The following is a 19,787-nucleotide window of genomic DNA, read 5'->3' on the forward strand; positions in this document are numbered from 1 at the left end:
GCGATTCGGGTCTCTGCCGTCAGCTGGCGGAGAAGTAATGGCCGTTGTCCAGATCGGCGAGCAGGCTGGCCTGAGCGGGTTCCCAGCCGAGGGTCCGGCGGGTGATGAGGTTGGACGCCGGATAGTTCTGCGTGACTATGTTCGCGAGGAACCCGAAGTATCCCGGCACCATCAGCTCGTCGGCGGGAATGCTCACGGCGGGCAGGCCCAGGCGGCTGCCAATGGCCTCGGCGATCTCGCGGAACGGGATGGCCCCGTCCCCCACCGCGTGCCAGTTTTTGCCGGCCGGACCCTTCTCCAGCGCCAAGCGGAACAAGGAGGCGACATCGCGGGTGTGCACGGCGTTCCACAGGTTCGCGCCGTCTCCGGGGTAGCCGGCGAAGCCCTTCTCCTTCGCGAGCGCGATCAGCGTGGGGAGGAAGCCGGAACGGTCGGTCGTGCTGTGCGCGATGTTGGCGATCCGTACGACCGAAGACCGCACTCCCCGCTCAGCGAGGCCGACTACGGCGGTTTCCACGACGTTACGAACCCGCAGGGTGCCCTTGTGCTCATCGCCGCCGGGAAGGGCCGGGTCCTCCTCGGTGGCCGGCCGGCCCAGGTGCTGCCCGGGCGAGCCAATGCTGCCCGCTGCGACCAGCGGCTTTCCGGTTCCCGCGAGTGCCTCGCCGTACGCGAGCATGATCGGGAGCTCCGCGGCGGCCACGGCGTCGATCCCGCCGGACGGAAGCAGGTCTTGCCGGTGCGCTACGTGGATGACGCCGTCGGAGTCCGCAGCCGCCTCCTTGAGCCCGTCGAGATCCTGGAGCTCGCCGCGGCGCACCTTCGCGCCGAGCGCGGACAGGGCCGCCGCGGCTGTGTCCGACCGGGCCAGGCCGGTGACCTCGTGCCCGGCGGAGATGAGCTCGGGGACGATGTTCGAACCGGAATGGCCGGTCCCGCCAGTGACGAAAACGCGCATGATGCTGGTCCTTGTGATCGATGTGGCGGGAGAAGTGGCGGTGTGGGCGCGGTCAGGCAGAAGTGTTGACGCCGAGGGTGAAGTTGAAGCTCCCCGCGCCATAGCGGCCCAGGCCGATCATCACCAGGCCCGTTCCCTCCAGCCAGCGCGCCATTCCCAGGGGGCCGGTGTCCATCGGCCGCAGCCCGAGGCTTTCGACGAATGCCGACACGGTCGCCTTGGCCGCGGCGTCGTCGCCGGCGATGAGTACGTCCAACGGGTTGCCTTGCGCCAGCATGTGACCGAAGACGGTGTTGAACGCCTTCACGACGTGCGCGTCGGCGGGTGCGGCCTTGGCGATCTCCTGCGCGCCGGAACTGCCGTCGGGGGTGACAAGGCCCTGGGCATCGGGGGAGACGGGGTTGGTGACGTCGATGATGACCTTGCCGCGCAGTGCGTCCCCGTACTCGCTCACCACCGCAGCCGCGCTGGCGTACGGCACGGCGAGGACAACGATGTTCCCGGCCGGGGCGGCGCCGGCCGTCCCGACGGTGGCGCCGCCGAGCGCAGCGGCCAATTCCTTGGCCTTGACCGGGTCGCGGCCGATGATCTCGACGGCGTTGCCGCCGGCGAGCGCCCGGTCGGCCAGGGCGCCGGCCATGTTCCCCAGGCCGATAATGCTGATGCTGCTCATTGGTGAGCCTGCTTTCTGGAACTGGATAGGACGCCATGCCTACCCCGTCGTTGCTGACGGTCGTGTCGTCCACGCCGTCGAATGACATGACGGACGGCGCTCAATTCCTGATGTGCTCATTCCGGGCCCGGGGCCGGACCCTGCCATCGAGTTCCGATGTCGAGTTCCGATATCGAATTCGTATGCCGAATTCACTTCGGCCCCGTCAGGTACCTGTTCAGCTTGTCATTGGCCTGAGTGGGTGTCCAAGACTTCTTTGAACCGTGGTGATACCCTCAAGGCATCACCAATCGGGGAGCGCCATGGATCTGGACCTGCGCAAACTGCGTTACTTCGTCACCGTGGCCGACCAGTTGCACTTCAGCCGCGCCGCCGATGAGCTGCATATCGCCCAGCCGGTGCTCAGCCGGCAGATCCGCGCGCTCGAACAGGACCTCGGCGCCTCGCTGTTCACCAGGGACCGCCACGGCGTAGCGCTGACCGACGCGGGCCGACAACTGCAGGCCGACGCCGGCCCGTTGCTCGCCTCCGCGCACGCGGTCCGCCGCCGGGTGACGGTGGCCGCGGGCGGCGGCCAGCGGCTAACGGTCGGCTTCCGGGCGGGCATTGCGGTCATCCCGGCGACGCGGGCGTTCGAGGTCCGGCACCCGGACGTGGTCGTAGACGTGCAGCGGATCGAATGGGACGACCAGGCCACGATGCTGCTCGACGGCCGCATCGACGTCGGCTATGTGCGGCTGCCCATCGACGAGGCCGGCCTGCGCGTCGTCCCGCTGTACACCGAACCGCGCGTGGCGGTGCTGCCCGCCGGCCACCGATTGGCCGGCAAGGAGGAAGTCACCGAGGCCGACCTGGCCGGCGAACCACTGGTCTGGCATGCCGACCCGAGCACGCAGCCCACCAGGCGCCCGCACCCCAACGCCGGGTACCTGGTGCGCGGGGTGGACGAGACGCTTGAGCATGTCGCGGCCGGCCGGGGCATCTCGTTCCTGGCCCGTTCGGCGACCGTCTTCTACTCACATCCGGACATCAGCTATGTGCCCATCCCGGATCTGACGCCCGACCAGGTGTGCCTCGCGATGGCGGCATCGCGCATCTCGCCGGTGGTCGATGACTTCTTCACCGCGGCTCAGGCCATGGCCGAGACCACAGCAGAATGCGGGAACTATGAAATGTGGCAGCTCGGAAGCGAGGCCGTTTCAAAGCACGGTTGAACAGTCCGACTGACAAAGTCCGACTGACAACAGCACCGCCAACAGACGCACCCGGCCACAGCAATGGCGAAGGTATTGAGCTTGAGGGCGGAGGCGATGTTGCCGCACGGTAAACCTTTCTCGGTTACCTCTCGTGACGGCTCGTCATCATGGTCAGGCGGTGCGGCCATAGTCGAGCTGGAGCAGGACGAGTGCGGCGCGGGCGGTCCGGGTGATCGCCGCCGGGACGAGGCCGGCGCGGCGCAGCGCCTCGAGGGTGACCTCCCGCATGGCGTTCGCGCGTTCGTGATGGCAGGGATACGAGCGCTACCTCCAGCTCTCCGACGACGAGGTCGTGCTCTACGACAAGACCGGCGACAGCCTCCGCTTCACCAAGGACGGCTCGGGCTGGGCGACGCCGAAGAGGTACGCGAAGGATCTGAAGAAGAACAGCGACGGGACCTACACCCTCACCGACCGCAAGTCGGGGACGAAGGACACCTACAGCGAACACGGCACCCTGACGAAGGTGACCGACAAGAACGACGGCACGATCACGGTCACCCAGCACGAAGAGGGCGCCGAGCACAAGGGCTTCAAGCTGACCGAGGCCCGCTCGGGCCGCTGGGTGGACCTGGTCAAGACGGACCCGATCCAGTGGCAGGCCAAAGACCACACCGGCCGCACCGCCGTCTTCGACCTCAACGAGGCGGGTGACCTGGTCAAGTTCACGGACACGGAGGGCAAGGCCACCAGCTTCGGCTACGACTCCTCGCACCGCCTGACGAGGATCACCACCCCGGAGGGCCGGGTGACGGTCTTCACCTACGACGTCGCCAACCGTGTCACCTCGATGCTGCGGGCCACCGGTTTCAACGGCGACGGTGAGACCGGTCCGGTCCACCGCTACTCCTACGACACGGACGCACCGGGGAAGGCGGGCACGACCACCGTCACCGACCCGGCCGGTGACGCCACGGAGTACGCGCACGACGCGGACGGGCAGGTCTCCAAGGCCACCGACCCGCTCGGCCACTCGCGTTCGCGCACGTATGACGCGAACCGGAATGTGGCCACGGCCACCGACGCCATGGGCACCGGCGGCAGCGGCGGGAATGTGACCGCCTACGGCTGGGACGCCCGCTCCAACCCCACCTCCGCGAAGCTTCCGACAGGGGCGACGTGTTCGCTGACCGGCTACCAGACCACCGCCGGGGCCGACCTGCCCGGCACGATGAAGATGCCGGACGGTGAGGAGTCGAAGTACGCCTACGACGCCAAGGGCAACACCACCTCGGTGGCCGTCTCCGGAGCGGGCGGCGGCACGCGCACGACGGACTACAACAAGGCCGACCCCCCCAGTGCGGCGGCTTTGAGGGCCAGGCGTGCGGGGTGAAGGATGAGCGGGGCAAGGAGACGAAGTTCTCCTACGACGCCAAGGGCAACCTGTCCAAGGCCACCCCGCCCACCCCCATGGGGGAGACGGCCTACACGTACGACGACAAGGGCCGCCCCGCCACCGTGACCGACGGCCGCGGCATCAGAACGACGTACACCTACGACCAGCGCGACCGCGTGGTCAAGGTCGAAGCCCCAACGAAAACGGTGACCTACGCGTACGACGGCGACGGCAACCTCACCCAGCGCTCGGACAATTCCGGGGTGGTGAAGTACGCCTTCGACCCGTTCAGCCGCGAGACGGTGCGCACGCTCCAGGACGGCTCCCAGACCATCCTCACGTACACGGACGACGGCAACGTCGAATCGTACGAAGACCCCGGCGGCAAGACGGTGTACGCGTACGACGAGGCCGACCGGTTGACCGAACTCACCGCGCCGGGCGGCAAGAAGACCACCTACGGGTACAACAACAACGACACCCGCATCTCCACCACCTACCCGGGCGGCACCCAGCAGGCGGTGACGGTGGACAAGTCCGACCGCCCCACGAAGATCAAGGCCACCCACGGCTCCACCACCCTGGTCGACCTGGCCTACACCTACTCCTACACGGCGGGCGGCAAGGCCACCGACGGCACGAAGTTCCGCACTGTCACCGACGCGGTAGGCGGCCTGAAGCGCACCCACACCTACGACAGTGCGGGCCGTTTCTCCTTCGGGAAGGAGACCAAGGGCAGTGCGACCAATAACAGTTGGCAGTACTGCTACGACGCTGCCGGGAACCTGACCTCTCAGGGCATCGTGGAGGGCTGCCCGCGCGGGACGACGTACAAGTACAACGACGCGAGCCAGCTGACCCAGAAGAACGACGACACCAAGGGCTGGAGCTACGACAAGGCGGGGAATGAGACCGCCGGAGCCTCCACCCCCGAGACCACGAGAACGGGCAGCACCTGGTCGGACTTCTCCCAGCTCACCTCCACCACGGTAGACGGCACGAAATACGACGCCGAATACGCCTCGACCGACAACAGCGAACGCGTCAAGGTCGGCAACACCTTCTTCCACCAGGGGCCCATCGGTTTGGCCGCCACCAGCACGAGCGGCGTGGACACGGGATTCGTCCGCGAAGCCGGGGGAACTCTCAACTCCATGACGCGGGCCGGAAAGAGCCACTACTACCTCACCGACGCACTCGGCTCGACGGTGGCCATGGTCGACGAGAACGGCAAGAAGACGGCCTCGTACTACTACAGCCCGAGAGGCGTCACCGAACCCACCGAAACCAAGGGTGCGGAACAGCCCTACCGCTTCGCCGGCACCTACCAGGACGGCACGGCGATGTACCACATGGGCGCCCGCTACTACGACCCCCGCATCGGCCGCTTCACCCAACCCGACCCCAGCGGACAAGAAATCAACCCCTACCTCTACGCCACAGGCGACCCCGTCAATAAAATCGACCCCACCGGGCTGTTCGGCTTCGACGACATCACGAACGCACTCGGCAAGGGCAGCAAGATATTTGGGCTTGCCAGCGGATGTATCAGCGGTATCACCGCTGCCTCAAAAACCGGAATAATCACGGCTGGTGTCGTCCCCGGAGGTGCGCCAGGAGCCATTGGCGCGGGTACAGCAGGCTGTGCGGTCGGAGGGGCTATTGGTTATTCAGGAGGCGAGATTATAGTCTGAACCCTGTTTCTCGCCCGATATTGGCCGTAGGCTGATTGCGGCGACGGGGGATAACCTGTCGCCGCAATTATCAAGCCAGTGAATTCATTTTCGTTGGGCTGCTGCATGAACATGAAGATCAAACTGCAAGTGGTTATAGGGGTGACTTTTCTTGTCGCGGTCATTATGTTGGTTCGCGGATTGACCACACAGGGCTCTGATAGTGTCATCCCGTTCATTCTCGCCGCTCTGGGGTTTTTCGCAGTAGCGATGTTGATTTTTGGAATGTGGCACGGTCCAAGGAATGGGAAATGACTGGATGACCTGTTCACGCCCGCCACTACGACCCGCGCATCGGCCGCTCCACCCAACCCGGCCCTCAGGCCAGGAGAAGAACCCCTACCTCTACGCCAGCGGCGGCCCCCGTCAACCACATCGACCCCCACGGAACCCTGAGCCTGAACGGGATCTTTAAGGGTGCGAATGTGGTCAACATTGTGGGGGCACGTTGACGGGGAATATGGATCTAGCCGAATCCAACTTCGTCGGCCTTCTCACTGGGGTCGGCGTCTCGAGTCTGTGCGAAGCTGGTGCTGCCGCAGTGTCCGCCCCTGCAGGCGGCAGCCTTGCTGACCTTGCACTGCCGTTCTGCTCCATGATCGGCGCAGCTGATGGGGCCTACGTCTCAGAAAACTACAACTAGTCGTGGCGCATTAGGGGTGGCCTCGTCGGCCGCCCCGAATGTGGACAGAGGCGAATGTTGGACAGGAAGAAGCGCGTATTTCGCGCCGTTGGCATAATCGAGGTTGTTCTCGGGTCGCTGTTGGCCATCTTCGTCATCTCTGATGTGGCCAAAGGCAGGGGTTTCACTGTGGTGACTCCGTTCGCGCTTCTGTTCCTTGTGGCAGGGCCTTTCCTTCTCTATCGGTCCCGAAGGTAGGGGCGATGGCTGAGTCCTGCTTTGCTCTTGCCGACAAGTGGGCTGATCGAAGCTCGACGGTCACTACCTGAGGGTTCATCTGTACCGGCGTTGCCCCAGTTCTCATTTGGCTCACCTACCGGAAACGGTAGCGCGATGCCCCAGCGGCTGCCGAGCCAGGGTTGTTCCCATCAATCCACTGCCGGATAGCCAGGCTGTTTTCATAGTCCTGTGAATCAACGATCAACCCGACCCTGGGGACAGGATGAGCTGGCCTGTTACGTCAACAACTTTGTCCGAGGCGAGGACGACATGAGTCAGCCACTTGGGCAAGGATTCAAAACGGAAACAGGGGAAGAGTGGTCCTGTCAGAGTAACTGGGTGGCATGGAAGTTCTAGTCGCACACGATGCCTGCTCGTGATCGCCATGTGGCCCGGGCTACATGTTGACACCTGGCCACAGCGGTATCGGTGGACAAAAAGAAACTACTACCGTGGGGGACTGAACGACTCATGAAGGGCCTCGTTAAAGAACTTCCCGCCATCCTGGGTGTATCGCTCACCTGGGGGGCTATTGTCTTTCTTGGGGCGTGGATATTCGCGAATTCGGGGTTGGGGGAGTCTAGTCTCACGGGACTGAGTGCCTTCTCCTTGTGGCTGGTTGTAATTCTGTGCTGGCGAGCGATTAGAGCTGGTGTGCGCGCGATTCGCCGCTCGGAGTGAAGAGTGATTTTTCTGGTCTGCGTGAATCACTCAACGCGGCACCCGATCGAGGCGAGCAGAGTGCAGTCCTATGAAGGGCGGTGGCCGTGACTGTGCACGAAGGGGCGAGGCTCCGCACTGGCTGGATTGCTTGCCGGGGTACGACGCCGTTGCTCAGGGCAGTGGGTTGGGCGGGGCGGCCCGGCCTGGGGGAGTGGCGGTCACCCAGCCGTCGACAAGGTCCTGCATCCATTCCACGAAGCGTGGGGAGAGGCGGCCCGGCGTTGTCGGTCGGCGGCGGTGCCGGGTGGGGGAGCTTCTTCCGTCGTCCGATGGCGTCGCCGTAGCGTCCCCACTTCTGGGGGACTCCTTCGACAGTGCCGAGGTGTCGAAGAGGGCGGGAGCCGGATTGGGCGGAAGACGGGCCGCGGTCGCCGGGCTGCTCAGTTGCGCCGCCGCCGAGGGGCGGCCTCTCGGCGTCATGTTCATAGGAGTGCACCCGGGCGGAGAAGAAGTGGTCGGGGTGGTGGGTGAAGGTAGCTCGTAGGTGCCAGCGCGCGTCGCTGACCACGTTGGACGCAGCGCTGCTCTGCCGCACTCGTTCTGTCCGGATGCCGCTGCCCCGACCGGCGATCGGCCGGTCCGCAGATGTGATGTCGGCCAAGTGGAGTACGGGGAGACTTCTGCGGGTGTACTGGCGGTTTCGGGGCTCTGTCGTCGCGGCCGGTTCGGGTGGAAAAGGGATAGGAGTGGGAGGTATGGATGACCCTGCAGCTTTGAGTGTTCTGAGCGCGCTCCCTCCTCTCGCACCGGCGGGTGTCCCGGTGCCCGGCGACGGCGTTGCCCGTGCTTCGGAGGATGCCGTGCCTCCGGCGGACCGGTACAGGCAGGGGGAGGCCGTGGCTCCGGGAGATGGCGGGGGCGAGCGGGCTGTTGCTCAGGGGTGAGGGGAGTGGCCTCGCCGCTCGCTGAGCGGGGCGGTCAGCTCGGCCGGTCCCACTGCCGCCTCGGGTTCGGCTCACGAACCCGCTCCACGAATGGCGGCGGACACCGGGGGCAAGATCATCTATCCGACCGACGGTATTTGTCGCGTAACCAGCGCTTCGGGGCACTTGGCCGTGGTCGACGCTGCCTGCCGCAGATGGGGATGCCGGGTCGCGCAGACGCGTCCGAGCCCCTACGGCGGTGCCCGTGTGGGTGCGGTCTTCCGGCCCGTCTCATGGACCCCGAAGGTCAGGCTCCAGAGGCGGGGCCGTCGCAGTCTTCCTGCCCGCCAGGGCAACCGCGTTCACGAATTCACAACCGGTGGACGTGTGCACGGATGGCTTTCGGTTCCGTCTTGTCGTGGGCTGCGGCAAGTGGGTTGATGGGACTAAAGGTTGCAATCGTGCTAACAGGTAGGTAGCTATGACACTTCTTCCCCATTGGGGCAGCGAGCAGAGCGAGGAAGTGTGGAGCGCGTACACGCCAGAACGCGGCGAAGCCCTCTTCCAGGGGCAAGTTGCGCTGGTGGTATCGGCCAGCCGCGGCATCGGATATGCCATCGCTGCGGAGTTGGCCCGCCAAGGAGCCTCGGTAGCTCTTACGGCCCGTAATGAGGAGCCGCTGCGCCAGGCGGCCACATCACTCGAAGAAGCGACCGGGCAACGGGTACTTGCCGTCCCCGCTCACAGCCGCAAGGAGACTGATCGGCAGGAGGCCGTTGAAGCCGTGATGAACACGTTCGGGCGGCTGGACATGCTCGTCTACACCACGGGGGCCAATCCCGCTCAGCACACACTCGCCATCGACCTTGACCTGGAGTGTTTGCTGCACATGTTCGACACCAACGTGGTGGGCGCCCTTGGGTTCACGCAGTTGGCTTGGCAGGCGTGGATGAAGGACCACGGCGGGGCTGTCCTGATGATGAACACGGTCGCTGCCACCGGCGGTGTCCGGCTGTCGGCGTACAGCGCGACCAAGGCGGCGCTACGCCGTCTCACGGAAGACCTTGCCGACCAACTCGCTCCCGATGTGCGGGTCAACGGGCTGGCTCCGGCGTTCGTCCGTACCCCGTTCATGGAGTCGATCACCACCTTGCCCCAAGAGACCGTTGCCGCCAGCTACCCTCTGGGTCGCTTCGGCGAAACTGACGACATCGCACGGGCAGCGGCCTTCCTGCTGTCGCCGCAGTCCTCTTGGATCACCGGCGTCACTCTGCCCGTAGACGGCGGCAAGTCCGTGGCTGCGACGACGCACGATCGGCCTCACCCCGTCCCGGGCCAGGCCATCCACTGAGAACCTTCCGGTTGTGCCGCCGGACGGTCACCGTCATCAGGCGAACGCGGTGCGCTTTCCTGGGGACCTGCCCGTCGTCGGCAGGCTCTTGACGGTGGCCTTTTTCTTGACGGTGGCCTTTTTACGGGACAAGTCCTGCCCTCATCACCACAGTTGCCTGGCGGGCTTTCGTGAAGCGGACCGCGGAGCTGGCGCGCCGACGAGGGTGCGGCACCAAAGGGCCGGGTTCGATCTCGCACTCCCTGACGGCTGTCCCGCACACGAGAGTGGAGCACGTCCATGTCTGGATGACGACCTGGTGACTGGTGGAGTACCGGTAGCGCTCGACACGCTGCGTGCTGCGCTCGATGCCGCTCGTGCCAGCCACGCTTTCGGCGGTCCGGCGCGGTCACGTCGTTGCGGGTACGGCTTCGTATATGCGCTGGTGGTCTCGGAGCGCGGCGAGGCGGAAGGCGCCTTGGGCGTGGTGGGGCAGGGTGTGATGTGCGCCGTTGGTGTGCGTTGGGGCCATGCGTAGTTGGCGGTAGGTGTCGTAGTCGAGGGGGCGGCGCCGGTCGACCACGGAACGGTGGTCGTCGGTGCGCAGCGCGGCCTGGTAGCCGGGGGCGACTTGTCCGGTGAAGAATTCGGCGACGCTTCCGGAGCCGTAACTGAACAGGCCCACTGTCTGCCCGTCGAGTGTGTCGTCCGCTTCCAGCAGAGCTGCGAGTGCGAGATACGTGGAGGCGGTGTAGCTGTTTCCGATGATTTCGTTGTAGCCGGTGGTGGGTGCGATGGCATGGTCGACGGCGGCGGCGTCGGCCTGCGTTCCGGTCTCGCCGAGCAGGTGCTGGTGTGCCTTGAACGCCATGCGGGTGAAGGGCTGGTGGTAGCAGACGGTGTGGATCTCATCGAGGGGCAGGCCACCGTGTGCCTGGTAGTCCTTCCATGCGCCGTCGAGGGCCTGGAGGTAGGCGTACAGGGATTTCTTGCCGTCGACGACGGCGGTGGACCGGTAGTTGGGGCGCCAGAAGTCCATGACGTCCTGGGTGAACAGGCCGGAGGGGGTGTTGATCGCGAGGATGGCGGGATCGGCGGAGACCAGCATGGCCGCCGCCGCGGCTCCTTGGGTGGCCTCTCCCGGGCTGTCCAGGTCGTAGCGGGCCACGTCGCTGGCGAGGACGAGGACCTGCTGTGCGGGGTCCTGGTGGACGAGCGCGGTGGCGAACTGGAGCGCTGCGGTGGCTCCGTAGCAGGCTTGCTTGAGTTCGACGACCCGGACGTATGGGGGAAAGTCCAGCAGTGAGTGGACGTAGACGCCGGCTGCTTTGGACTGGTCGATGGAGGTTTCGGTGGCGAACAGGAGGGTGCGGATGCGGTCGGTGCCGTGGAGTTCGATGATCGGAGCCGCCGCGTCGGCTGCCATGGTGACGATGTCTTCGTCCGCTGTGGGCACGCTCATCGACCGCTGACCGATGCCTTCGTGGTATTTGACCACGTCGGCGCCGGTGTGCTGGGCGAGTTCGGCGTGGGTGAGCACCAGGCTGCTGGTCCTCAGGGCGAGGTCGTGGATGCCGACGGGCAGGTCAGCGGTCATGGTGTGCTCCGTTGAGGCGTTCGAGTCCGGTGTGGGCCCTCATCAGTTCGCCGGGGTTGGTCTGTGCGGCCAGCAGTGAGAGTTCGCCGCAGAGCACGGTGGCTGCGGCGAGGGCCGCGAGGCGGCGTGCGTTGTCCCCTGAGGGGCGGTCGGCGCGGCAGCCGAGCGTGGTGAGGGTCTCCTCGACGAAGTCGAGGCCCTTGCCGCTGCCGACGGTGCCGACGATGAGGTTGGGCAGGGTGCAGGAGAAGTAGAGGTCGCCTTCGCGGTCTTCGGCGAAGGTGACGCCCTGCGAGCCCTCCACGATGTTGGCGGCATCCTGGCCGGTGGCGAGGTAGAAGGCGAGAAGCATGTTCGCGTAGTGGGCGTTGGCGGAGCGGATGCCGCCGGCAAGGAGCGTGCCGACCAGGTTCTTGTGCACGTTGAGTTTCACGATCTGGGCGGCCGTGGTGTGCAGGCGGCCGGTCACGATCCGCCCGGGGACGAGTATTTCCGCGATCACGTTTTTACCGCGGCCCAGGATGCCGTTGACGGCGGTGGCTTTCTTGTCGCTGCAGTAGTTGGCGGAGATGGATCCGTAGCGGATGCCGGGCACATGCGCGAGGAGGTGGTCGAGCAGGGTGTCGGCCGCGAGGGTGGCCATGTTGTGTCCTGAGGCGTCCGCCGTGGCGAACTCGAAGCGCAGGAACAGCAGCGGGCCGACGATCTCGTCGCGCACCGCCAGCAGTTCGGCGTAGCGGCTGGTCCCGCTTGTGAGGGCGCGCAGTTCGTCGATGCGGCCGTGCACGTCGCGGGCGGCGGCGTGAGCGGTTCCTGCGGTGTCGGCTTCGACGAGGACGGAGCGGGTCATGCGCTCGTCCACGAGGGTGGCCTCGATGCCTCCCTCGACCATCCGGGAGATCTGTGCGCCGCGGCCGACGGACGGCCACAGCGGCGACTCGTAGGTGGCCAGCGGCACCTCGACCTCGGTGTCGGCCGCGTTGCCGGAGATGCGCAGCGGTCCGACCCAGCGCATCGGAACGTGTGCCGCGGCTGTCTCGGGCCGGGAGGTGGGCTGCTCGGTGTGGGTGGGCTGATCGGTCATCGGTCGTCTCCTCGCGGGCCGGGGGTGTCGATGTGCCGCAGGAGGCAGAACTCGCGCAGGGAGCCGGTCAGCAGCACGTCGCAATCGGCCAGAGCGGCCGGGCTGTGGGCGCCCAGGAGCGTCATGAGGTCTGTGAGCTGCTCCAGCCAGGCGGTGATCTGCTGGACGAGGGCGTTCACACCGCCGTTGAGGAGTGTGGTGAGGAAGCCTCCGGACGCGCCGGCGGCGTGGGCTCCCAGAGCGAGCGCCCGGGCGACGTCGAGTGGGTGGCGGATGCCGCCGGAGGCGAGCAGGGGCAGCCCGTGGCCGCGGGCGTCCAGCAGAGCCACTGGGGTGCTCAGGCCCCAGCCTTCCAGATAGGTGAAGTCGGCATCGGAGCGGCGGCTGTTCTCGATCCGGGCGAAGTCGGTGCCTCCACGCCCTGCCACGTCGGCTGCGCGGACGCCCATTTTGGCCAGTTGGGAGACGGTCCGGCCGCTGAGGCCGAAGCCGACCTCCTTGACGATGACCGGCACGTCCACGGCCGCGGTGATGGCCTCGATGGCACCGGGCCAGTGGCCGAAGGAGCGGTCTCCCTCGGGCATGACGGTTTCCTGCACAGCGTTCAGGTGGATCTGGAGTGCGTCGGCGTTCAGCAGGTCGACGGCCCGGCGTGCCTGTTCCGCGGTGGCGTTGGTGTTGACGTTCGCCATCACGAAACCGTCCGGATTGCATTCGCGTATGGGGGAGAAGGTTCCTGCCGTGGAGGAGTCCTTGAGGTAGGGGCTCATGGAGCCGGTGGCGATCGGCACGCCGGTTTCCCGGGCGGCGGTGGCCAAACCCCGGTTGATCTCGCCGGTCTTCGCGCTGCCGCCCGTCATCGCGTTGATGTAGAGCGGAACCGGCCACTCCAGTCCGCCGAACCGGGTACGCAGCGAGACGCGTTCGCGGTCGGTGCCCGCCAGGGCATGGTGGACGAAGCGCACCTCGTCGAACTGACTGGGCGGACTTGCCGTTTCGGTCGCGGTGTCTTCGCCGGTTGCTTGGTGCTGGGCGGTGGCGAGCCGCACGTGATCGTCCTTACGTGATCCGGTCATGGGGGCCTCCTCGGTCCGGGAGGGAAGCGGGATGTGGGTACGGGCGGTGTGGGATCAGGCGGTGCGGGGGATCAGGCGGTGTGCGGCCGTCGGGCCCGCCGCTGCGGATACGTCATCGGGGGATCTGGGCGCCTCGGTGACCCGCAGGGACAGCGCGGTGATCCCGGCTGCTGCCCAGCGCCTGTGCAGAGTGCGCGGGTCGGTGTTGCTGGGCAGCAGGGCGATGCCGCAGTCGCCGCCTCCCGCACCGGACGGTTTGCCCGCGCCACCACAGGCTTCGGCGGCCGTACACAGGTCCGTCAGTGCGGCGGTGAAGATGCCGAGTTCCGCCTCGTGGTCCAGGTCGGACAGCAGGCGGCGGCAGCCGCGGACCGCGGCGAGAAGCGCCTGTGGGTCATCCCGCTCAAGCGCGTGCACCGCCGTGCTCACGCAGTTCGTGCTGCGTGTCAGAAAACGGCTGCGGGCCGCGCTGTGCCACCACGTGGTGCGGGACAGGTGTCCGACGCGGGTCGAAGTGGAGGCCGGGCTGCCGCTCCAGCCCGTGTGCAGACTCAGCGCGTTCGGCGGAGGCAGGGCGCGTACGGTCAGCCCGGGCCACGTGGCCAGCAGCGTTTCCGCCACGCCGTCCCGCCTCAGGCGCCGCAGCAGCCGGGCGCGGTCCGGGGCGCGGTAGAGGATCCAGCCGCCCCATGTGCTGGCGGCGAGATCGGCGCCGGAGGGGCCGGTGTCCACGCGGATGCTCGCCAGCAGAGCCAGACGCAGGCGCAGTTCCGGCGGCATCGGCATACCGCAGAAGTCCGTCATCGCGGTGACGGCCGCAACCGTCACCGCACCGCTCGAACCGAGTCCGATCTTGGTGCCCTGCTCGTGCAGGTCGCTGCGGACCGTCAGACGCAACGGCACCGGCGCCAGCCCGAGCTGGGATCGCAGCTGGTCGACGACCTCGACGGCGGAAACCAGGTGCGCGAGGGTTCCGCGGAGGTGACGGGTGTCCTTCCGGTCGAGTGGGCCCAGCCCCGTCCGGCCACGGAACATCCGTACCTCGTGCGGCAGGAGATCGGTGGCGAGTACTACCTGAGCGTCCCCGGGCGTCGAGGCTTCGACGGTGATGAACCGGTCCACGGCCAGCACGATCGACGGCTGCCCCGGCTCCAGTACGGCGTACTCCCCGGCGACGAGGAGTTTGCCCGGCGCCCTGTGCGTGACCGCCGGCGTCATCAGCGGACCTTCTTACGGAGCACGGCGCCGGGTCCGCTGCGGGCCACCACTGCCGCACAGCCGGACTGCTTGCGCAGTTCACCGGCCACACGCTGGGCATCGCCGCCACCGCACAGCACCTTCACGTTGGGCCCGGCATCCATCGTCGCCCAGGCCGGCAAGCCGCGTGCGCGCATGTCGCGCACTCCTTCGAGCACCCGGTGCGAGGTGGGGGTCAGATACCGCACGGGCGGCACCGCAGTCTCCATGGTCCGGTGCAGGCCGAGTGCGTTGCGCTCGGCGATCTCGCCCACGGTGGCGATGTCTTCCCTGGCCAGCGCCTCCCGCATCGCTGTGACGTCGCCACGGGTCGTGGCGAGCCAGTCGGGGAAGAGGGGAGAGGTCATCGCTGTGCGGCGCATGGCCTCGCGGCTGGAGACCGGCTTGGGCCCGGTCTCCACCAGGACGGCGACCAGGGCGAGGTCCAGGTGCGCGTGCGCGAGCGGCTCGGCGTAGGAGGCAAGGTCGGGATCGGGGTCGTCGGACGCGCCGGAGTGCCAGAGGACAAAGCCTCCGAAGATTGACCGTGCGGCGGACCCCGAGCCCCTGCGGGCCAGCCGGGACAGCGCCACGGGTTCCAGGGACAAGCCGTAGGCATCGGTCGCGGCGAGAGCGAGAGCCGCGAACCCGCTGGCTGATGAGGCCAGACCGGCGCCGAGCGGCACGGTGTTGCGGGTTTCCACCATGGCGCGCTCTGTCCTTCCGGCCCGCTCGCGGATGACGTCCAGGAAGGCGGTGATGCGCCGCGCCATCTCGCCCCGGGCCACGGCGCCGTCCGTCAGCACCGCGTCCTGCGTGTTCTGGTCGGTGAGTTGGACATGGGTGGTGGTGGGGAAGATGTCCAGCGTCATCGACAGGCTGTCGGTGCACGGCAGGATGAGGCGCTCATCACGCTTCCCCCAGTACTTGACCAGCGCGATGTTGGGGTGAGCCACTGCCACGGCACCGTCACCCAGCATGGCGCTCACCCTTCGCGAGCGGAGCCCTCCAGCAGCGCGCGCCGTGCTCGGCCGTGAGCTGGGCAGCCAGCGCGTCAGCGGCCCGCTCGGTGGCCGTCAGGGCGATCACGCATCCGCCGAGTCCGCCGCCACTCATCTTGGCGCCCAGTGCGCCGGCCCGGAGCGCGGCGTCCACCAGGCGATCGGTCCGACCGGTGGTCAAGCCGAGGCCGGCGAGCAGCGTGTGGCAGTCCGTGAGCCTGCCACCCAGCGCTTCCAGGCGGCCTCGCTCCATGTCCCGCAGTCCGGCCCGGGTCAGCGTCGCCGAGCGGTGGAGAAACACCTCACGGCTGCCGGGGTCCCTCGCGAATCCGTCACGCAGCATCGCGACGGCCTTCCTGGTGCCGGCGCCGCTACCGCTGTCCGCCACGGTGATCCAGCCATCAGCGCCTACCGGCGGGTTGCTGATGTGGCCGTCGGCCAGCAGCACCGGCCTGCGGCTGCCTGTGGCCAGTGCGTCGATGCCGCTGGCCCGGCCATGTGCCGCCTTCTCGGACGCCTGCACACGGTGGAAGACGGCGTCCGCACTCAGCTGCAGCCCGAGGAGATCGTCCAGTGCCAGGGCGAGAGAGCGAGCGCACGCCGCGCTGGAGCCGAGGCCGCGTGCGGGCGGCACACCGCTCTCGACCAGCACGTCCACCCCGGGCAACGAGCGCAGCCCCGCGTCCCGTAACACGGTCTCGGTGAGCGTCCGCAACCCTTCCGGTACGGAACTCTCCTGGGTGTGCGGTGGCAGTGGCGCCACACCGGACGGCATGCCCGGCTGGACCTGAACCATCCGCAACCCCAGCAGCCCGTGCCCGCCCTGGTCACGGCGTACAACGCGGGCCCGGCAGCCCAACGCCGGTACGGGCAGCGCCAGGGCGGGGGCGCCGTAGACCACGGCGTGTTCCCCCAGCAGGACGACCTTCCCGTGCGCGGTCCCTGTGCCCGTGCCCGGCAGCTCGGCGTCCGGGCCGGCCCGCGGTTCCGGCTGCGGGTTCATCAGCTGTTCGGCGTCGGACGTGTTCTGCGCCAGTACCGCGTCGCGACGGCGAAGGGAGCTGGCCCTCCAGAGGATCTCCAGGACCACTTCGGGGCAGGTACGCATAGCGCCGAGGCAGTCGGTCAGCGCGCCGGTGCTTGGTGTTGCGCTCATGCTCATCAACCTTTCCTGGTGTGGACTGATCGCCATGCCCAGGCGGTGTCGCCCGTCGCCCCGGCGTACAGCTCAACTGCCGTACCGCGCCGCTACGGACAGGGGCGGGCCCCCAAGCGGGCGGATGCCCTCGGGTGGGGTCACCGCGGCCCCGGCCCTGGCCTGAAGGGGCCTCAGGCTTCCTGTGCGATCTCGGCACAGCGGGCCACGGTGGTGCCGTTCGCGTTGAGCAAGTCGTCGTCGATGGGCTTGCCCAACGCGTTCTGGAGTTTCTGTGCCAGCTCCGCGATCTTGAGGGAGTCGAGACCGAGGTCCTCCAACAGCCTGTGGTCCGGCTTCACTTCATCGACGGGCCGCTCGCTGAGGAGGGCAACGGTGTTCTGCACCTGCACCAGAGTGTCTTGATCGAGGGACACGGTTTGCTCCTTGAATGAGAAGGTCGGGTCGGACGGACTCGGTCGTTACGGGCACAGAACGACTTGCGCCGCATAGGACAGCCCGGCGCCGAATCCGAAAAGGAGCACGGGCTCGCCCCGGCTGACATCGCCCCTCAGCCGCAGTGAGTGCAGCGCGAGCGGGACGGAAGCGGCCGAGGTGTTGCCCGCACTGACCACGTCGGTCGCGGTCACCAGGTCAGGTGCGTCAACGCCCTGGCTCAGTGCTTCGATGATGCGCAGATTCGCCTGGTGCGGCACGAAAGCCTGGAGGTCGGCAGGTTTCAGGTCCGCCCGCTCGCAGGCGGCTTGTATGACGTCGGCCAGTTGGGAGGTGGCCCAACGGAAGACCGCTTTCCCCGCCATCTCCATCCGGCCCGTCTCACCAGGGATCTTGATGAGGGCGGCCTGGGCACCGTCACTGCCCCACGCGACGGGGAAGATGGTGGGCTCAGCCGACGGCGCGACATAGGTCGCGGCTGCCCCGTCCGCGAAGATGGGACCGGTATTGCGGTCCTCGGGCGAGACCCAGTCCGTCATCCGCTCCGAGCCGATGACCAGCACGCCCCGCGCGGTTCCGGCCCGCACCAGAGCGTCGGCGACCGCCAATCCATGGCAGAACCCCGCACAGGCGGCGTTGAGATCGAATCCGGCCGATGCCGTGCAACCCATGGCTGCGGCGACCGACGCGGCCCCGTTGGGCATGGGAGACGGCATGGAACAGGTGGCAAGGAGCACCACGTCGACGTCATCGACGGAGGCACCGCAGTCGGCCAACGCTTCCTTGCCCGCCGCGACGGCCATCATCACCACCGTCTCGGCATCCGTGGCGTGAGGACGTTCCTCGACCCCGACCCGCTTCGAGATCCACTCCGGACTGACACCGGCGGCCGTGGCCGCCTCCTCGTTGGTCACCACAGTCACAGGCCGGTACGCGCCGAGCCCGCCGATACGGGAACCGGCACTCGGCGAGCTGCCCGAAGCGGCTACGGCTGCAGCTTGGGATGCATATTTCTCGTCCACTTGACACTCCGAAACGTTGCGGCACGAGGCACCCACGGCATGCGAGCCCCGATGACGTCAGGCCGGGCACCGTGGTCAACAGCGCCCCACAGCACGGCGGCAGGCGCCCCCGGCGCCTGACGACCGCCCGGGTGTCTGCCCCGGCACAGGCCCGCCCGACCACGGCTTTCCGCCACGAACAGTGCTGCCGACATCTCAGAAACCACCCACTGACATCACGAGAGGGAGCGGGGACGCATCGGTCGGCGACATCTGGCCGGCCGGTCCGCCAAGAGGTGCGTATCCGTCGGGTGCCCTCCACGTTCTGCCGGATCCCCTCGGCACCCTGATCCAGGCGTGAACGCGTTGAACGCCCGAAGCGCCGGCTCACAGGTGAGAAAGCGCTGGTCAGGCACCCTATGAACCTGAGCTGTGAAGCTGCGGGCATGGTTCCCCGACTCCTCGTCCGCGTCGAGTCGGGGGACGGCTTCCATGGGGCCGTGCTCGGCATCGCCCGCCTCCGTGACCCGGCCCGGACAAGTGACGGCCCATGGCCGGCCGACAGCGCCCTCGGCTCGCCGGCAATCACTGGCGGGACAGGGCTCAGACACCGAGGCGGCGAGTGCGCTCGCTGAAGGACCGCAGGGCCTGGGCGAGGTCGTCCCGCGTGAAGTCGGGCCACAGGCAGTCGCAGAAGTACAGTTCGGCGAGTGCGGCCTGCCATAGCAGGAACCCTGAGGTCCGGAACTCGCCGGAGGGACGGATGATGAATTCCGGATCGGGCTGCCCGGCGGTGGACAGCCGGTTGGCCAGTTCTTCTTCCGTCACCTGTACGCCCCGGCCGTGCGTGACGTCCTCGATGATGGAGCGCACCGCGGTGAGCACGTCGCTGCGTCCGCCGTAGCCGATGGCGAGGTTCACCAGCATCCCGGTGTTGCGGTGGGTGTCCTCTTCGGCGTCCCTGAGCAGGCGGACGATGGACCGGGGGAGCAGGTCGGGGTTGCCGATGTGGTGCAGCCGCCACCGGCCGCTCGCGCGCAGCCGGTTGATGACGCCTTCGTCGATGGCGTACAGGTCCTCAAGTTCGGAGGCGGAACGCCGGGCGATGTTGTCGTCGGAGAGCATCCACAGGGTGACGAACTGGATGCCCGACTCCGCACACCAGGTGAGCACGTCGGGGATCTTGTCGAACCCGGTGCGGTGCCCGTCGGCGGTCGATTCCAGACCGTTGCGGCGGGCCCAGCGGCGGTTGCCGTCCAGCACGATACCGACATGGCGGGGCAGGCGGGTGCGCTGCTCCGCCGCCGGCTGGGTCGCGGAAGCTGTCGGAAAGTTCATGATCACGCTCCGATCGTTGCTCTGGAAGCCGTGGCGTGTGGCTCCGGCGCTTCGAGTAGGGCTGCGCGGTGGGTCGACTTCTCCTGCCTG

The 19,787-nt window shown here is 67.5% G+C and carries 13 protein-coding genes and 1 pseudogene; 3 read left to right on the forward strand and 11 right to left on the reverse strand.

Annotated elements, in window-relative coordinates:
• Nucleotides 1-19: 19 nt before the first annotated feature.
• Complete coding sequence (locus NMN56_RS24850; RefSeq protein ID WP_274043262.1) at nt 20-958, reverse strand: SDR family oxidoreductase; 939 nt, start codon at nt 956-958, stop codon at nt 20-22.
• 52 nt (nt 959-1,010) lie between these two features.
• Complete coding sequence (locus tag NMN56_RS24855; protein WP_274043261.1) at nt 1,011-1,631, reverse strand: NADPH-dependent F420 reductase; 621 nt, start codon at nt 1,629-1,631, stop codon at nt 1,011-1,013.
• 302 nt (nt 1,632-1,933) lie between these two features.
• On the opposite strand from NMN56_RS24855, the gene NMN56_RS24860 reads away from it, so the two are divergent.
• The 3 genes and pseudogenes from NMN56_RS24860 (at nt 1,934) to NMN56_RS24870 (ending at nt 9,794) form a co-directional block, all read left to right on the forward strand.
• Nucleotides 1,934-2,845, forward strand: a complete 912-nt coding sequence (locus NMN56_RS24860) for a LysR family transcriptional regulator (RefSeq protein ID WP_274043260.1) — start codon at nt 1,934-1,936, stop codon at nt 2,843-2,845.
• A 289-nt stretch (nt 2,846-3,134) separates the two neighbouring features.
• Nucleotides 3,135-5,917 (forward strand): annotated as a pseudogene (locus tag NMN56_RS24865) (RHS repeat-associated core domain-containing protein); the annotation flags it as partial.
• A gap of 3,007 nt (nt 5,918-8,924) precedes the next feature.
• The gene (locus tag NMN56_RS24870) at nt 8,925-9,794 is read left to right on the forward strand and encodes an SDR family oxidoreductase (RefSeq protein WP_274043258.1); all 870 of its coding nucleotides are present in this window, start codon (nt 8,925-8,927) and stop codon (nt 9,792-9,794) included.
• A gap of 388 nt (nt 9,795-10,182) precedes the next feature.
• Here the strand turns inward: NMN56_RS24870 and NMN56_RS24875 are convergent, their stop codons facing one another.
• From NMN56_RS24875 to uppS, 9 genes are all read right to left on the reverse strand, one after another.
• A complete protein-coding gene (locus NMN56_RS24875) occupies nt 10,183-11,370 on the reverse strand; it encodes a hydroxymethylglutaryl-CoA synthase (protein ID WP_274043257.1) in 1,188 nt (395 codons plus the stop codon).
• Complete coding sequence (locus tag NMN56_RS24880) at nt 11,360-12,454, reverse strand: hydroxymethylglutaryl-CoA reductase (protein WP_274043256.1); 1,095 nt, start codon at nt 12,452-12,454, stop codon at nt 11,360-11,362. The genes NMN56_RS24875 and NMN56_RS24880 overlap by 11 nt, the downstream gene beginning before the upstream one ends.
• Entirely contained in the window at nt 12,451-13,530 is a 1,080-nt protein-coding gene (gene fni, locus NMN56_RS24885) for a type 2 isopentenyl-diphosphate Delta-isomerase (RefSeq protein ID WP_274043254.1), read from the reverse strand. The genes NMN56_RS24880 and fni overlap by 4 nt, the downstream gene beginning before the upstream one ends.
• Before the next feature lie 54 nt (nt 13,531-13,584).
• Complete coding sequence (locus NMN56_RS24890) at nt 13,585-14,748, reverse strand: phosphomevalonate kinase (protein ID WP_274043253.1); 1,164 nt, start codon at nt 14,746-14,748, stop codon at nt 13,585-13,587.
• Nucleotides 14,748-15,746 (reverse strand): diphosphomevalonate decarboxylase, encoded by a 999-nt coding sequence (gene mvaD / locus NMN56_RS24895; protein WP_274043252.1) that lies wholly within the window; start codon nt 15,744-15,746, stop codon nt 14,748-14,750. The genes NMN56_RS24890 and mvaD overlap by 1 nt, the downstream gene beginning before the upstream one ends.
• Nucleotides 15,736-16,923, reverse strand: coding sequence for a mevalonate kinase (gene mvk / locus NMN56_RS24900; RefSeq protein WP_274043251.1), 1,188 nt, complete (start codon nt 16,921-16,923; stop codon nt 15,736-15,738). Before mvk ends, mvaD begins: the two co-directional genes overlap by 11 nt.
• A 173-nt stretch (nt 16,924-17,096) precedes the next feature.
• Complete coding sequence (locus NMN56_RS24905) at nt 17,097-17,339, reverse strand: acyl carrier protein (RefSeq protein WP_274043250.1); 243 nt, start codon at nt 17,337-17,339, stop codon at nt 17,097-17,099.
• 45 nt (nt 17,340-17,384) lie between these two features.
• The gene (locus tag NMN56_RS24910) at nt 17,385-18,380 is read right to left on the reverse strand and encodes a beta-ketoacyl-ACP synthase 3 (protein ID WP_274043249.1); all 996 of its coding nucleotides are present in this window, start codon (nt 18,378-18,380) and stop codon (nt 17,385-17,387) included.
• A gap of 582 nt (nt 18,381-18,962) precedes the next feature.
• Nucleotides 18,963-19,697: a polyprenyl diphosphate synthase gene (gene uppS, locus NMN56_RS24915; RefSeq protein WP_274043248.1), complete on the reverse strand. Its 735-nt coding sequence runs from the start codon at nt 19,695-19,697 to the stop codon at nt 18,963-18,965.
• Between the last annotated feature and the right edge of the window lie 90 nt (nt 19,698-19,787).

Origin of the sequence: Streptomyces iconiensis (genome assembly GCF_028657195.3) — a bacterium.
Classification (GTDB): Bacteria; Actinomycetota; Actinomycetes; order Streptomycetales; family Streptomycetaceae; genus Streptomyces; species Streptomyces iconiensis.

Excerpts from the sequence above, each read along its gene's own strand:
- NMN56_RS24850 (WP_274043262.1), bottom strand. The coding sequence starts at position 958 with ATGCGCGTTTTCGTCACTGGCGGGACCGGCCATTCCGGTTCGAACATC.
- mvk (WP_274043251.1), bottom strand. The coding sequence starts at position 16,923 with ATGAGCGCAACACCAAGCACCGGCGCGCTGACCGACTGCCTCGGCGCT.
- mvaD (WP_274043252.1), bottom strand. The coding sequence starts at position 15,746 with ATGCTGGGTGACGGTGCCGTGGCAGTGGCTCACCCCAACATCGCGCTG.
- NMN56_RS24855 (WP_274043261.1), bottom strand. The coding sequence starts at position 1,631 with ATGAGCAGCATCAGCATTATCGGCCTGGGGAACATGGCCGGCGCCCTG.
- uppS (WP_274043248.1), bottom strand. The coding sequence starts at position 19,697 with ATGAACTTTCCGACAGCTTCCGCGACCCAGCCGGCGGCGGAGCAGCGC.
- NMN56_RS24860 (WP_274043260.1), top strand. The coding sequence starts at position 1,934 with ATGGATCTGGACCTGCGCAAACTGCGTTACTTCGTCACCGTGGCCGAC.
- fni (WP_274043254.1), bottom strand. The coding sequence starts at position 13,530 with ATGACCGGATCACGTAAGGACGATCACGTGCGGCTCGCCACCGCCCAG.
- NMN56_RS24890 (WP_274043253.1), bottom strand. The coding sequence starts at position 14,748 with ATGACGCCGGCGGTCACGCACAGGGCGCCGGGCAAACTCCTCGTCGCC.
- NMN56_RS24880 (WP_274043256.1), bottom strand. The coding sequence starts at position 12,454 with ATGACCGATCAGCCCACCCACACCGAGCAGCCCACCTCCCGGCCCGAG.
- NMN56_RS24875 (WP_274043257.1), bottom strand. The coding sequence starts at position 11,370 with ATGACCGCTGACCTGCCCGTCGGCATCCACGACCTCGCCCTGAGGACC.
- NMN56_RS24870 (WP_274043258.1), top strand. The coding sequence starts at position 8,925 with ATGACACTTCTTCCCCATTGGGGCAGCGAGCAGAGCGAGGAAGTGTGG.